The 13,080-nt window shown below is 42.5% G+C and carries 11 protein-coding genes and 1 pseudogene; 7 read left to right on the forward strand and 5 right to left on the reverse strand.

Annotated features, from left to right (window positions below; translation table 11 throughout):
* Positions 1 to 114: 114 nt before the first annotated feature.
* The 7 genes from DDZ16_RS17405 (at position 115) to DDZ16_RS21150 (ending at position 7,847) form a co-directional block, all read left to right on the forward strand.
* Complete coding sequence (locus DDZ16_RS17405) at positions 115 to 1,986, forward strand: ABC-F family ATP-binding cassette domain-containing protein (RefSeq protein WP_109265767.1); 1,872 nt, start codon at positions 115 to 117, stop codon at positions 1,984 to 1,986.
* 269 nt (positions 1,987 to 2,255) lie between these two features.
* Entirely contained in the window at positions 2,256 to 3,176 is a 921-nt protein-coding gene (locus DDZ16_RS17410) for a prephenate dehydratase (RefSeq protein ID WP_109265782.1), read from the forward strand.
* A 16-nt stretch (positions 3,177 to 3,192) separates the two neighbouring features.
* Positions 3,193 to 4,356: a pyridoxal phosphate-dependent aminotransferase gene (locus DDZ16_RS17415; RefSeq protein WP_109265768.1), complete on the forward strand. Its 1,164-nt coding sequence runs from the start codon at positions 3,193 to 3,195 to the stop codon at positions 4,354 to 4,356.
* Positions 4,357 to 4,358: 2 nt separating this feature from the next.
* On the forward strand, positions 4,359 to 5,456 hold the full coding sequence (locus tag DDZ16_RS17420) for a bifunctional 3-deoxy-7-phosphoheptulonate synthase/chorismate mutase type II (RefSeq protein WP_109265769.1): 1,098 nt from the start codon (positions 4,359 to 4,361) through the stop codon (positions 5,454 to 5,456).
* A 12-nt stretch (positions 5,457 to 5,468) separates the two neighbouring features.
* Positions 5,469 to 6,245 (forward strand): prephenate dehydrogenase/arogenate dehydrogenase family protein, encoded by a 777-nt coding sequence (locus tag DDZ16_RS17425; protein WP_109265770.1) that lies wholly within the window; start codon positions 5,469 to 5,471, stop codon positions 6,243 to 6,245.
* A gap of 2 nt (positions 6,246 to 6,247) precedes the next feature.
* Positions 6,248 to 7,318 (forward strand): tRNA 2-thiouridine(34) synthase MnmA, encoded by a 1,071-nt coding sequence (gene mnmA / locus DDZ16_RS17430; protein WP_109265771.1) that lies wholly within the window; start codon positions 6,248 to 6,250, stop codon positions 7,316 to 7,318.
* A 412-nt stretch (positions 7,319 to 7,730) separates the two neighbouring features.
* A complete protein-coding gene (locus DDZ16_RS21150; protein ID WP_394340328.1) occupies positions 7,731 to 7,847 on the forward strand; it encodes a HepT-like ribonuclease domain-containing protein in 117 nt (38 codons plus the stop codon).
* 9 nt (positions 7,848 to 7,856) lie between these two features.
* Here the strand turns inward: DDZ16_RS21150 and tilS are convergent, their stop codons facing one another.
* The 5 genes and pseudogenes from tilS to DDZ16_RS17470 all read right to left on the reverse strand — a co-directional run.
* Positions 7,857 to 9,206: a tRNA lysidine(34) synthetase TilS gene (gene tilS, locus DDZ16_RS17445; RefSeq protein WP_232526804.1), complete on the reverse strand. Its 1,350-nt coding sequence runs from the start codon at positions 9,204 to 9,206 to the stop codon at positions 7,857 to 7,859.
* Entirely contained in the window at positions 9,163 to 10,494 is a 1,332-nt protein-coding gene (locus DDZ16_RS17450) for a chorismate-binding protein (RefSeq protein WP_109265775.1), read from the reverse strand. Before DDZ16_RS17450 ends, tilS begins: the two co-directional genes overlap by 44 nt.
* A 304-nt stretch (positions 10,495 to 10,798) precedes the next feature.
* Positions 10,799 to 11,497 carry an SDR family NAD(P)-dependent oxidoreductase gene (locus tag DDZ16_RS17460; protein WP_109265777.1) on the reverse strand — a complete coding sequence of 233 codons (699 nt, stop codon included), beginning with the start codon at positions 11,495 to 11,497 and terminating at the stop codon, positions 10,799 to 10,801.
* Between the two features lie 276 nt (positions 11,498 to 11,773).
* On the reverse strand, positions 11,774 to 12,325 hold the full coding sequence (locus tag DDZ16_RS17465) for a hypothetical protein (RefSeq protein WP_109265778.1): 552 nt from the start codon (positions 12,323 to 12,325) through the stop codon (positions 11,774 to 11,776).
* Positions 12,326 to 12,334: 9 nt separating this feature from the next.
* A pseudogene (locus DDZ16_RS17470) lies at positions 12,335 to 12,931 on the reverse strand (DUF6588 family protein); the annotation flags it as partial.
* Positions 12,932 to 13,080 lie beyond the last annotated feature (149 nt).

Here is a 13,080-nt window from a genome sequence, read left to right on the forward strand (position 1 = left end):
GAAAAAAGGGAAGCTTCATTTCAGATGCTTCCCTTTTTTTAGAGGAAAACCACCCGTCGAATTACTTCTAAACCACTTCTTGATGTTATCTTTGCGCAAAACACGCTTTCATTTATGGCCAATATATTATCGGTAGAGAACCTCACCCACCACTGGGGTGACATAAGCTTATTTAACGACCTGACTTTCGGACTGGAGGAAGGGGACAAAGCAGCATTAATAGCCCGCAATGGAACGGGAAAAACTACTTTATTGAATATCCTGGGAGATATCTATCCCGCTGATTCCGGGACTGTAACACTGCGAAAAGGCGTGACTATGGGATATTTGGCCCAGAATCCTGACTTCAATCCGGAAATAACCGTCCTCGAATCGTTGTTTCAATCTGATAATGAAACTGCGCTATTGGTGCGTGAATACGAAAAAGCGTTGGCAGAATCTGATCACGATGCACTTCAACATTTGCTCCCCAAAATGGACCAATACAATGCCTGGGATTTTGAAGAAAGAGCCAAGCAAATTCTGTCCCAATTAAAAATTGATATGTTTGAGCAACCTATGGGCCAACTCTCGGGAGGACAGGTAAAAAGAGTAGCTTTGGCCAAGGTGCTCATTACCAATCCCGACTTCTTTATTCTTGACGAGCCCACCAACCATTTGGATCTTGACATGATAGAATGGTTGGAAGATTATCTAAAACGGAGTCGGATGACGTTGCTGATGGTCACTCACGACAGGTATTTTCTAGATAATGTATGCAATGAAATATTTGAACTTCACGATGAGATGCTCTATCAGTACAAGGGCAACTACACCTATTATCTGGAAAAAAGAGCCGAGCGCATAAGCCAGAAAAATCAGGAAGTTGAAAAAGCTCGCAATCTGCTTAGAAAAGAGCAGGACTGGATGAATCGCCAGCCGCAGGCGCGGGGCACCAAAGCCAAATACCGGATAGATGCCTTTTATGATTTAAAAAAGACGGCCGGACAAAATCTGGAAGAACAGAATCTGGAAATTAACATCAAGTCCTCGCGCCTTGGAAAAAAGGTGGTCAACCTCCACAACATCAGTAAAAGTTTCGATAACCTAAAGCTAATTGAAGATTTTTCTTACAAATTTGCCCGTGGGGAAAAAGTGGGAATCATCGGTAAAAACGGAAGTGGAAAATCCACCTTTTTGAATATTCTTACCGGAAAACTGGCACCGGATTCAGGAGAAATCGAACCCGGAGAGACTTTAGTCTTTGGATATTATCGTCAGGAAGGACTCAACCTGGATGAAAACAAAAGGGTATTGGATGTTATTACCGATATTGCCGACCACATTCAGCTTGGTAAAGACCAGTCAATGTCGGCGTCTCAGTTCCTTCGATATTTTATGTTTCCAAATGAGATGCATAATGTACTGGTTCAAAAATTAAGCGGAGGCGAGAAAAAGCGTCTTTATCTGATGACAGTGCTTATAAAGAACCCCAATTTCCTGATTCTGGATGAACCGACCAACGATCTTGATATATTAACCCTTAATATACTGGAAGATTACCTGCAACAATTTGATGGTTGTGTAATGGTGGTTTCTCACGATCGTTATTTTCTGGATAAAGTTACCGACCACCTTTTTGTTTTTGAGGGAAATGGAAAAATAAAAGATTTCCCGGGCAACTACACAGATTATTACACCCAAAAGAAAAAAGAGAATAAAGCCCAAAAAGAGCTCAGTAATAAATACAAGGAGCCCAAAAAGAAAAAGCCGGCCCGACAGCCAAAGCCCGACAAGTTGACCTACAAAGAGAAAAAGGAAATGGAGGCTCTGGAGGAGAGAATTGAAAATCTTGAATCAGAAAAATCTGAAAAAGAAACACAATTAAACTCCGGTTCTCTAGAAGGAGAAGAACTTATGGAAGCATCATCAAGACTGGGGGAAATAATGGAAGAGGTGGATGAATGTGAGATGCGATGGCTCGAACTTAGCGAAAAAGAAGGCTAAACCACTTCAAAACTTAATTTTTATAAGTAAAACGGGTTATTTTTCTTCAATTTTATTGTTTTAAACTGAATAAATATCTACTTTTGCAGAGTAAACAAAAAGAACACGACTTTTATCATGATACAGCATGCCTATTCTTTCTTCTTTTTTTTCTTTTATTTTTTTGGTTCAACAACCAGAAGGGGCAGGCTCATGCATAACTAAAAACGAACAAGGAAATTCAAAATATGCATCCCGCCCCACAAGGCGGGATTTTTTTTATCATAACTATGAGTAAAAGCGAAACCATAAAAGTAGCCATTCAAGGTATTCCGGGAGCTAACCACGAAATTGCTGCCAGGGCCTATTTCGAGAATAAGAATGTTGAGGTAGTACCCTGTCATACATTTCAGGAGGTTTTTGATGCTATGCACAATAATCCTGATGTACAGGGAATCATGGCAATTGAGAACACCCTGGTTGGCAGTCTGCTTCCCAACTACACGATGTTGAGAGAATCCGGTTTCTTTATTCATGGAGAGCACAAACTAAGAATCAAACACCACCTCATGGCCCTGCCCGGTCAATCCATAGAGGGCATTAAAGAGGTTCACTCCCACCCTATGGCCATAGCCCAGTGTGAGGCATTTTTCAAAAATTATCCTCATATAAAGCTGATTGAGAGTGAGGACACGGCCTACAGCGCTAAGTACATCGCTGAAAACCAAGCAAAAGGAATGGGCGCGATTGCATCTTCCCTTGCAGCGCGACTTTATGACCTGGAAATTGTAGAGAGAGGCATCGAGACCAATAAGCACAACTACACCCGCTTTCTGGTTATCGGACAGGATGATAAAATTGAAAAAGCAGAATTGCTGGAACAAAACAAAATTAACAAATCATCTATTGTTTTTTCATTACCACACGAGGAAGGCAGCCTCTCAAAGGTACTGACTATTCTGGCATTCTATAACATCAACCTAACCAAAATTCAATCGCTGCCGGTTGTGGGAATTGAATGGGAATATTTATTCTATATAGATGTGATGTACAACGATTATGAGCGGTATCTTCAGTCCCTCGATGCCATTCGGCCCCTATGTAAGAAAATGAGAATACTGGGCGAATACGAGGCCTGCACCACCACCCAAACAACCAATGGGGACACTCCTAAAAAAGAGAAATTACAAAACGCTTTATTGCATATCTAATAAATATACAGAAACTATGATAACACCGGCCCAAAGAGTCAGCCAGGTAAAGGAATACTACTTCTCATTAAAGTTGAAGGAGATCGCCCAAATGATTGAAGATGGCAAGCCAGTTATTAATCTTGGAATTGGCAATCCTGATCAGCCTCCGGCACCAGAGGTATTGGAAACGTTGAATAAAACAGCTTCACGTCCTGACACCCATGGCTATCAGGGATATGTTGGCATTCCCGCTTTACGAAAAGGCTTTGCAGACTGGTATCTTAGATCGTACAATGTAGAACTGGATGCGGATAAAGAGATCCTGCCATTGATGGGATCCAAGGAAGGCATTATGCATATTTCATTGGCATTTCTGAATCCGGGAGATGAAGTTTTGGTGCCTAATCCGGGATACCCTACATATGCGGCTGTAACACAGCTTGTGGAAGCAGTGGAACGCACTTACGATCTTCAGGAAGACAACAACTGGCAACCTGATCTGGATGCCCTGGAGAAAGAAGATCTCTCAAAAGTAAAACTGATGTGGGTTAATTATCCCAACATGCCAACAGGCGCCAAAGCCAGCAAATCCTTTTTCGAGAAACTGGTAGATTTTGCAAAACGCAACGACATCTTAATTTGCAACGACAACCCATACAGTTTCATCATGAATGAGGATCCGCAAAGTTTGCTCTCTATCCCCGGGGCAAAAGATGTGGCAGTGGAACTCAATTCACTCAGTAAGTCACACAACATGGCCGGTTGGCGTGTAGGCATGGCTGCCTCAAATCCTGACTTCATAAAATATATTCTCAGGATAAAAAGTAATATGGATTCAGGCATGTTCCGCCCCGTGCAGGAAGCTGCCGCGAAAGCCCTGTCCCTTGAAAAAGAATGGTACGAAGAAGTTAACAAAGTATACAAACAGCGAAAAAAGCTGGTATTAGAAATAATGGACACCCTTGGCTGCACCTGGAAAGACGATCAGGTGGGCATGTTTATCTGGGCAAAAATCCCGGATCAATACCCTACCAGCAAGGAATTGTCCGACAAAGTGCTTTACGAGGCCAATGTATTTATCACGCCCGGGTTTATTTTTGGAAGTCAGGGTGAAAAATACATCCGCATCTCACTTTGCACCTCAGAAGAAAAATTACAGGAGTCACTAAGCAGAATCAAGAACATTATAACCAATTAACCATGCATAATTTAAACATTCAACCAATCACCCTTCCGGGGTTAGAATTGAAGCGTCCCATCATCATTTCGGGACCTTGCAGCGCAGAAACCGAAGAGCAAACCCTCGCCACCGCCAAAGAACTCGCAGCTCAGGGTGTCAAAATATTCAGAGCCGGTATCTGGAAACCCAGAACCCGTCCGGGTGCCTTTGAAGGTGTAGGAACCGTTGGTCTTCCCTGGCTCAAAAGGGTAAAAGAAGAAACCGGCATGTTCGTGGGTGTGGAAGTAGCTACAGCTCACCACGTTTATGAAGCAGTTAAATTTGGCATTGACCTGGTATGGATTGGAGCCCGAACTTCGGCCAACCCATTTGCGGTGCAGGAAGTAGCAGATGCCATCAAAGGAATGGACATTCCCGTGTTGATTAAAAACCCTGTAAACCCCGATTTAGAGTTGTGGATTGGAGCCATCGAACGTATCAACCGTGCCGGAATCACCCAGATTGCGGCCATTCACCGTGGATTTAGCTCTTACGACCAATCTGAGTTCCGCAACCACCCACAATGGCAAATTCCTATTGAGCTGCGCCGTAGAATTCCTGAATTGCCAATCATTACAGATCCAAGTCACATTGCAGGAAGACGTGATTTACTTGCTGAGATCTCTCAGGAAGCGCTCGACCTTAACTTTGACGGGCTGATTATCGAATCGCATACATGTCCCGACAAAGCATGGAGTGATGCCAAACAACAGATAACCCCACTTGCTTTGAAGGATATGCTGGACAATCTGGTACTTCGTCGACCCAAAATTGGAGAAGATACCCCACGTGTCACCCTGGATGAGCTGAGAAAGAAGATTGACAAACTGGATGACCAGCTTCTGGATCTTTTGAAAGAACGTATGTCAATTTCGGAAGCAATCGGTAAATATAAATTCGACAACAACATTACCATTCTTCAAACCCGTCGTTACGATGAGATTATGAATAATCGTCGTCAGCGTGGTACTAACCGTGGTTTGGATGAGGAATTTATTACCCGTATTTTTGAGTCGATCCACGAGGAATCGATCAGTCGCCAAAGTCAGATCATGAACAAAGCACAAACCAAAAAATAAAGCAGAACCGGAATGAAGATTTGTATCCTGGGCGCAGGAAAAATGGGCACTTGGCTAACCGATGCACTTTGCTTGCAACATGAAGTAGCCATTTACGATCCCGACATGGAACGCCTGCGCTTCGTTTTTAACACCCAGCGACTTACTAAACCAGAAGAAATCACCGCGTTTGGTCCCGAATTGCTGATCAATGCAGCCAATTTGAAATATACCATCCCGGCATTTGATTCAGTGGTGGATTACCTGCCGAAGGATTGTATTTTATCAGACATAGCTTCGGTAAAAACCGGTCTGGAAGAGTATTATGCAAAAAGCGGACGACGTTTTGTCTCCACCCATCCCATGTTTGGTCCCACTTTTGGCAATTTAAAAGAGTTGCGTCAGCACCATGCCATTATCATCAGTGAATCAGACCACATGGGGAAAACCTTTTTCAAGGATTTTTTTGGTTCTCTGGGTCTAAACATTCATGAATACAGCTTCGAAGAGCATGACCAAACCATTGCTTATTCGCTTTCTGTTCCTTTTTCATCGACTCTGGTCTTTGCCGCCTGTATGAAAAAGCAAGATGCACCCGGAACCACTTTCAGGAAGCATCATGAAATAGCTAAGGGACTGCTTTCAGAAGATGATTACCTGCTGACCGAGATTCTCATGAACCCCTTCACTGTGGGACAGGTAGAAAAAATTCGTCAGGAACTTAAAGGTCTTCTTGAATTGATAGAGAAGAAAGATACTGAAGGGTTGCAGGCTTTTCTGAAGAAGGTGAGAGAAAATATCAATGAATAAATATGGTTGATCAAAAGCCGGAAAACAAACGAGTATTATTAGGCATGAGTGGAGGGCTGGACAGTACAATGTCAGCCCTCCTTTTGCATAAGCAGGGCTACGAGGTTCATGGAGTTACTCTCAAAACCTGGCACGTAAATTCTGAAAAGCAGGAAAAAGACCTCATAAAAGCAGAACAACTGGCCCATAAATTAGGTATCGATCACAGCATTTTTGATATCAGCAGCACTTTCAAAAAGAATGTAGTTGATTATTTTTGCGACGAATACCTCAGAGGACGCACCCCAAATCCCTGCAACCGGTGTAACCCGATGATAAAATGGCCCCGGTTAATGGAGATGGCCGATGCTTTTGATTGCCGGTATATTGCCACCGGGCATTATGTGCAAAAAGTAAAAACAAACAATAAATGGTACATAAAAAAGGGAGTAGATCCATCTAAAGACCAATCATATTTTCTTTGGAATCTCAATCAGGACATTCTCAACAGGGCCATCTTTCCACTTGGCAAACTGACCAAAGAAGAAGTCAGGGAACTGGCACTATCAAACGGACTTGAGAATGTGGCAGACCAAAAGGAAAGCATGGGCGTATGTTTCCTGGACAATCTCAACTACCGGGATTTTCTGCAAAAAAAACATGATGACCGCGAGATTGACATTCAAGAAGGTGAAATTGTTAACGAATCAGGAAAAGTGATTGGCAAACATCAAGGCATTCCCTTTTTCACAATAGGCCAGAAAAGAGGGCTAAACCTTGAAGACAAAAGCTACAGAGTAATTGATCTTGACTCAGAAAACAACCGGGTGGTCGTTTCAAAAACAGCCAATCTTGAAACAAGTCAATTAACTTTAAAATCCTTCTATCTTTCTGAATCGCTGTATGAAAATGAGGCTGAAGAAGTTCATATAAGAATCCGCGGACTGGATAAAGTTCCCCCTATACCCGGCCGGATAACCCATATAGAAGGTGGACTTAATGTCATTTTTGATGTTCCGGCCTGGGCCATTACTCCGGGCCAAAGTATTGTTTTTTATCAGAATGATTTGGTTATCGGAGGTGGTATTTATTAACAAAAAATTCAATAGTACAATACTCCGTTAAACTTTTATAAAAGTCTAAAGTTCAAACTCTTGCGAGTGAATGAGCTTTCGTTTTAAAGCCCAGATTATCAGAATTATATGATTTATCTTAAATCTTATATCTAAAAGTCTAACGATCTATTGATAGTATTGACATATACTTTATTCTCCCTGTTTTTGTATAAAGCTGTTGCCCATGCTTAGTGAGGAGAAAAAACATATAATCACCAAGCAGGATGCTGTAATTTTAAATATTGAAAGAGCGTGTCGGGCCACAATAGACATGGGAACCAGAATTGTACGAAAAAAAAGCCTAGCCTCCCGCAAAGCAATAGATCAACATTTCAGATACTTGAAAAAAGACAACTTAATATCATTAGAATTAAGTTAGCGGATGCAAGCAATGGCAGGTTTCAGAAATATAGCTGTCCATGACTATAACTCGTTAAACATAGAAGTAGTAATTGATATAATCGAAAACCATCTGAAGGATCTGAGAAGATTTTCTCAAATCATATAACCGCACAATTCAGGGTTTTACCTTCAACTCCAATATCCTCCTCGTTGTTTTACTGACTTTAAACCGGTCATCAATGCGATGACCTACGACCCAGATGATATCTTCACCGGAAATCAGCAGCCAGGTTTTCTCTTTCCCGACCAGCGAAAACTTCTGATCAACAAAGAAATCGCTCAGCTTTTTAAATTGCTCCATGCCCAAAGGCCTGAAATGATCGCCATCTTGCCAGTGACGCAAATGAAGCGGAAACTCTATTAAATCGGCATCCAGGTGGACACATTCAGATTCACGGCTAAAAGTAAAATCATCATTTTTTTCAAAAATCCGGAGCGACATAGGAAAAGGATCCTCAATATTTTCATCATCCCCCTGAATGTAATAGAAACGATGATCAGCTTCATCGCGTGGCACCAATATAAGATTATACCGATCGCGCACCAGGCGGTGCGTTTGTGAAAAAAATTGTTTTCCGGGAGTGCCTCCCAGACTATCAATTACCTCATCGATGGTTTTACTGTTAAACCCATAAGGATGCAGGATTTCAAAGAGCATGGTCCTTTTTTGCGGATGCTCACGAATAAGTCTTAACGGAACAAGCATTTGATTATCCTCCTCAGCAACCACATTTTTCCGGACTTCGGAAACTTCCTTTTCAAAGATCTGCCATGCCTCATCCAGATTATGGAAATTATGAAGCATGGTATTGAAAAATGAGGGATTCAGCATGTTCATTACCGGCAAAACATTGTGGCGGATATTATTGCGTTGGAAAATAACATCACTGTTGCTTGAGTCGGTTCTATACGGGATTCCGTTCTCATGGCAAAATTGCTCAATCTCCTCTCGTTGCAGAGATAAAAGGGGACGAATCAGCTTTCCGTTTTTGGGTCTCATCCCTTTTAAGCCCCTCAATCCAGTTCCCCGTGCCAGATTCAGAAAAAATGTTTCTATCATATCATCCCCGTGATGCCCGGTCATCAACCATTGAAAGCCTTCTTTATCAACCAGTTCCCAAAACCATTTATACCTCAGATCACGGGCGGCCATTTCAATTGAAATCCCTCTTTTTCTGGCTTCTTCCTGCGTATCAAAATGCTTAACATGGATGGGAATGTCCCTGCCTAAACAGTAGTCAAAAACAAACCGCTCATCCTGATTGGATTCTTTATCACGTAAGTGAAAATTACAATGAGCAGCCTGACAAAAATGCCCAAGTTCATTCAGTAGGAATAATAAGGTCATGGAGTCAGCGCCACCACTTAAAGCTACTAAAATGCGATCTTCAGGTTTTACACCCAGATTTTCAAGCGCCTCTTTAACCCGCGAAAGAACCATACTGTGTTGTTTTATTAAAGACATTCCTGAGGTTTTCAGCTTTCAGCAGGCACTCTTCATACTCAAGCGATGCATTGCAAACATCCGTAATGGCACTGCCCACTGAGTAGCTCAAATACTGCGATGCCTGATTGTAAAGAAAACTGCGAATCACCACGTTGAAATCGAAATCCAGTTCGGGAGTAATATACCCCACAGCGCCGGAATAAAGTCCGCGGGCCGATTTCTCGTACCTGTCGACCAGCTCCATCGCACTGATCTTTGGAGCACCTGTCATCGATCCCATAGGGAAACTGTACCTTATGGGATCGAGCCAATGAGCATCTGTATGCATTTGAGCCGATACAGTAGAAATCATCTGGTATACCCCGGGAAAAGGAAAAACACTGCATAAATCATCTACATGAACCGTTCCTCTGGCGGCAACACGAGACAAATCGTTGCGCACCAGATCTGCAATCATGATGTTTTCTGCTCTTTCTTTATCTGACTCGGCAAGTTGTTTCATCACCTGATAGTCCTCAGATTTGGAGGGATTTCTTTTGGCAGTGCCCTTCATAGGCTGGGAAAGCACCCTTGCTCCACGCTTTCGCAAATAGCGCTCAGGAGAAGCACTCATCAGAAAGGCCTCATTGTGACGCAAAAGAGTTGAGAACGGCATTGGCGCAATCTTCATCAACTCACCGAAAACACGCGCCGGATCAACGGCTACTCTGTCGCAAAAGAAATCTATGCAGTAATTTATTTCGTAAATATCGCCTTTGCGAATGTGATGTTTCAATTTCTCAACGGTCTGAAGGTATTCTTCCCTTGATACGCTGGACTGAAAAGTAATCGATGGCAGGTCATAGTTTTCATGAACAGTGTAATCACGGATTTTATCAATAAAACTAAGTGCATCCTGCTGTGTATCACAATCAGACTCATACCCCAAATGCCAGTTATCACCTGTTCTCCGGACCATGAAGCGTGGCTGGAAAAAACCGAAATTTTGAAACCCGGTGAAATCAGAATTGGAAGATGATAATCCGGGCTCAAACTCATTTTTAAGATCATACGACAAATAGCCCAACAGCCAGTCGTTAAGTCTGTAAGCTTCCGATTCGAGCTGGTTGATATCCTCGTCCCAAACCTTCAGTGCTCCAAACCCGGCTAATACGCTAAATTCATGATACTGATGAGCATGGCCGGAGTAAAAAGGATACTGGTCAGTCAGTACCACAGCATGCCTAAAATCATTTACCATCTGGTAAAGCTTCTGCTCAAACCTGCCGGATTGATAGCCCGGTGAAAAAGAAAACCATTTCCGCATGTCTGCAAATTTAACCCTAATATTCTCTTTACCAAAGTCAGTGCATTTCCCGGAGACACCGAACTGGAATTTGACCGCAGAGGACACTGTGAAAAAAGGCGAAAGCAAGCGAATAGTCACTCTAAAGTCTTCTGAAATAATTGATCGGGGGAGACCAAAACTTCAGGATAGATTTAAGTAATCAACAGGCCAAAGTTTGAGCGGCAGAAAGCAGAAAAGAATAATTGACTGATAAGCAAAGATCAGGTAATTAAATTCCGGAGAATTATTATTAAAGAAGGTTCCATGGAAATGATCTTACGTGTTACATCGTCAAAGAAGATGCACCGCCATCAACATGAAGAATTTGCCCTGTTACCCAGGAAGACTCTTCACCTAAAAGAAACTTAACAGCATGAGCAATATCTGCAGGTTCTCCAACCCTTTTCATGGGGTTCTTCTCTCCAAGTGCAGCTTTTTTCCCGTCATTACTCAGAAGACGACCAGCCAAAGGTGTGTCTGTTAAAGAAGGAGCAACAGCATTTACCCGCACCGATGGGGCCAGCTCGGCAGCAAGAGCACGGGTAAGACCTTCAACAGCTCCCTTAGAGGAGGAGACTATGGAGTGGAAATTAAACCCACTTTGTACAGCTACAGTTGAAAACAAGACAACTGAGGCATGTCCGCTTTTCTTTAAACGCGGCAGGGCAGCCTGAATTATCTTAACAGCCCCGATAACCTGCAACCGGTAATCGTCCAGAAACTCTTGTTCTTTGATTCGGTGAAAAGGTTTAAGATTAATGCTTCCCGGACAATACACCATTCCATCCAGGCTTTCTGGTAAAAATTCGACATCAGGAACATCTTCACCAAGAATATTCATTTGCGAAAAGTGCACATTGTCTGAATCTTCCTGTGGCTTTTCATTGAAAGTGGCATAGACATTATGTCCATTCTCAGCGAGCAGTTCAACAAGCTTTTTTCCAATTCCTGAAGACCCTCCAACTATCAAGTAGTTTTTCATTTTCGGTAGTTTACAAATTAAAACAAAACCACAGAATAGTTGGTTTAGCCAAAGAAGCAAAATTCCAAATTATACTCAAATCAGGGGACACAATTTTCACCATACCAGGCATTGGAAAAAAGGAATAAAGTCTGTGAGGGTGTCCAAAAAGGCACTGTAAAGGTTAACCCGGGCATACTGTCATGGTTCAGATTAGTGACAAACAGGTTCTTCGCTTCGTTCAGCATAAAAAACTCTAAGCTCCTGACTTTTCGGACATCCCCATTATGGAAAACACTAATCGGTCAGCTGGACATATACAACGCTTCCCTCAACCCATATCTCAACGTTAGCACGAACTGTAGCCCCAGACGGAGAAACAGTACCATCAATTGTAAATTCAATATCTCTTGATGAACTGCCGGTGGCCAGCTGATTGAGCTGAGACTTAAGCGCACTGACACCTGTTGCCTGAAGATTGGTTAAAACCGGAACATTTTCATCCGGCACATCCACTTCAAATTCATCAAGGATGGGCAAATAATTATTGGTATCCCAGGAAAGAATATCAATATTTATCTCCAAAGAAGAAGCTGTATTCTCTGAACGGGCAGACACATTTAGCAACAAACCTTCAAGAACCACCATTTCTATTTGTCCATCCTCGTCCATGGCATCATTAATAGCAGCCTGAACCGATGCTCCCGGAATGGTTATCATCTCAAAAAAATCGTCTGCCTGTACCGGCACAGAACCACTCTCTTCAAATGAAGCCACCAGGGTAACTTCTTCATCGCAACTTACAGCGAGAAGAAGTATCATCAAAATTGATATTAATTTCTTAATCATGACTTAGTTTCATTTTTGATTAATGCCGATGCCTATACCGGCCGATAAAGTATTTTGTTTGGCAATGTTGTAATCGCCATTGATTTTGACTGGACCCAGATTTAAGGTGAGTCCGATGGTAAAGCGAAGGCTGTTGGCACCTTCCATTTCAAATTTAATGGTTTCATCTGCCACCTCCCCTTCCCTGGAATAGGTATATTGCACATCAATGTTGCTGCTTTCGATGCCCAGACCACCATAAAAAGTAATGACCGGAACAGAGTAGCTCCCCTGCAAACTGATCAGAACGGCGCTGGCATCCATATAATCACCTATTTTAAAAGACTGATTGTAATAGCCTATAGCCACATCTACGGGCAAAAAGGTGAGATACTGATTGAGGCTGTGTCGTAAGCCCCATCCAAAAAGATCAAGATCTCCCAAATCTTCAAGATCAAGGGTAATGTAACGAATGGTAAGATCGGTTCCAAGAAGCGAACCGATAGTAACTTGGGGAGTGGCCAAAGGCATATAGTCAACATTAAAGCCGGCAGGGAAGGCATAATCAAGAAGCCCTCCACTGGCTTCCACAGGCACAATCACAGGCTCCTTAGGGCCAAATACAGTCGGGACTTTGTGAGGCCCCTCCGGAGGGCATAGCCGTCAGGCTAAGCAGATTGATGCAGTGGAATATTCACAAAATCAAAGGTTTGGTTTATCATTTCTAATATGTGGATACTCGAAAATGTTTTATTTTTTGGTTCTACATTCTGTTC

This window comes from Marinilabilia rubra (genome assembly GCF_003121985.1).
GTDB lineage: Bacteria > Bacteroidota > Bacteroidia > Bacteroidales > Marinilabiliaceae > Marinilabilia > Marinilabilia rubra.

Coding starts and splice junctions, on each gene's coding strand:
- DDZ16_RS17405 (WP_109265767.1), top strand. CDS start 115: ATGGCCAATATATTATCGGTAGAGAACCTCACCCACCACTGGGGTGAC.
- DDZ16_RS17410 (WP_109265782.1), top strand. CDS start 2,256: ATGAGTAAAAGCGAAACCATAAAAGTAGCCATTCAAGGTATTCCGGGA.
- DDZ16_RS17415 (WP_109265768.1), top strand. CDS start 3,193: ATGATAACACCGGCCCAAAGAGTCAGCCAGGTAAAGGAATACTACTTC.
- DDZ16_RS17420 (WP_109265769.1), top strand. CDS start 4,359: ATGCATAATTTAAACATTCAACCAATCACCCTTCCGGGGTTAGAATTG.
- DDZ16_RS17425 (WP_109265770.1), top strand. CDS start 5,469: ATGAAGATTTGTATCCTGGGCGCAGGAAAAATGGGCACTTGGCTAACC.
- mnmA (WP_109265771.1), top strand. CDS start 6,248: ATGGTTGATCAAAAGCCGGAAAACAAACGAGTATTATTAGGCATGAGT.
- DDZ16_RS21150 (WP_394340328.1), top strand. CDS start 7,731: ATGGCAGGTTTCAGAAATATAGCTGTCCATGACTATAACTCGTTAAAC.
- tilS (WP_232526804.1), bottom strand. CDS start 9,206: ATGTCTTTAATAAAACAACACAGTATGGTTCTTTCGCGGGTTAAAGAG.
- DDZ16_RS17450 (WP_109265775.1), bottom strand. CDS start 10,494: ATGCGGAAATGGTTTTCTTTTTCACCGGGCTATCAATCCGGCAGGTTT.
- DDZ16_RS17460 (WP_109265777.1), bottom strand. CDS start 11,497: ATGAAAAACTACTTGATAGTTGGAGGGTCTTCAGGAATTGGAAAAAAG.
- DDZ16_RS17465 (WP_109265778.1), bottom strand. CDS start 12,325: ATGATTAAGAAATTAATATCAATTTTGATGATACTTCTTCTCGCTGTA.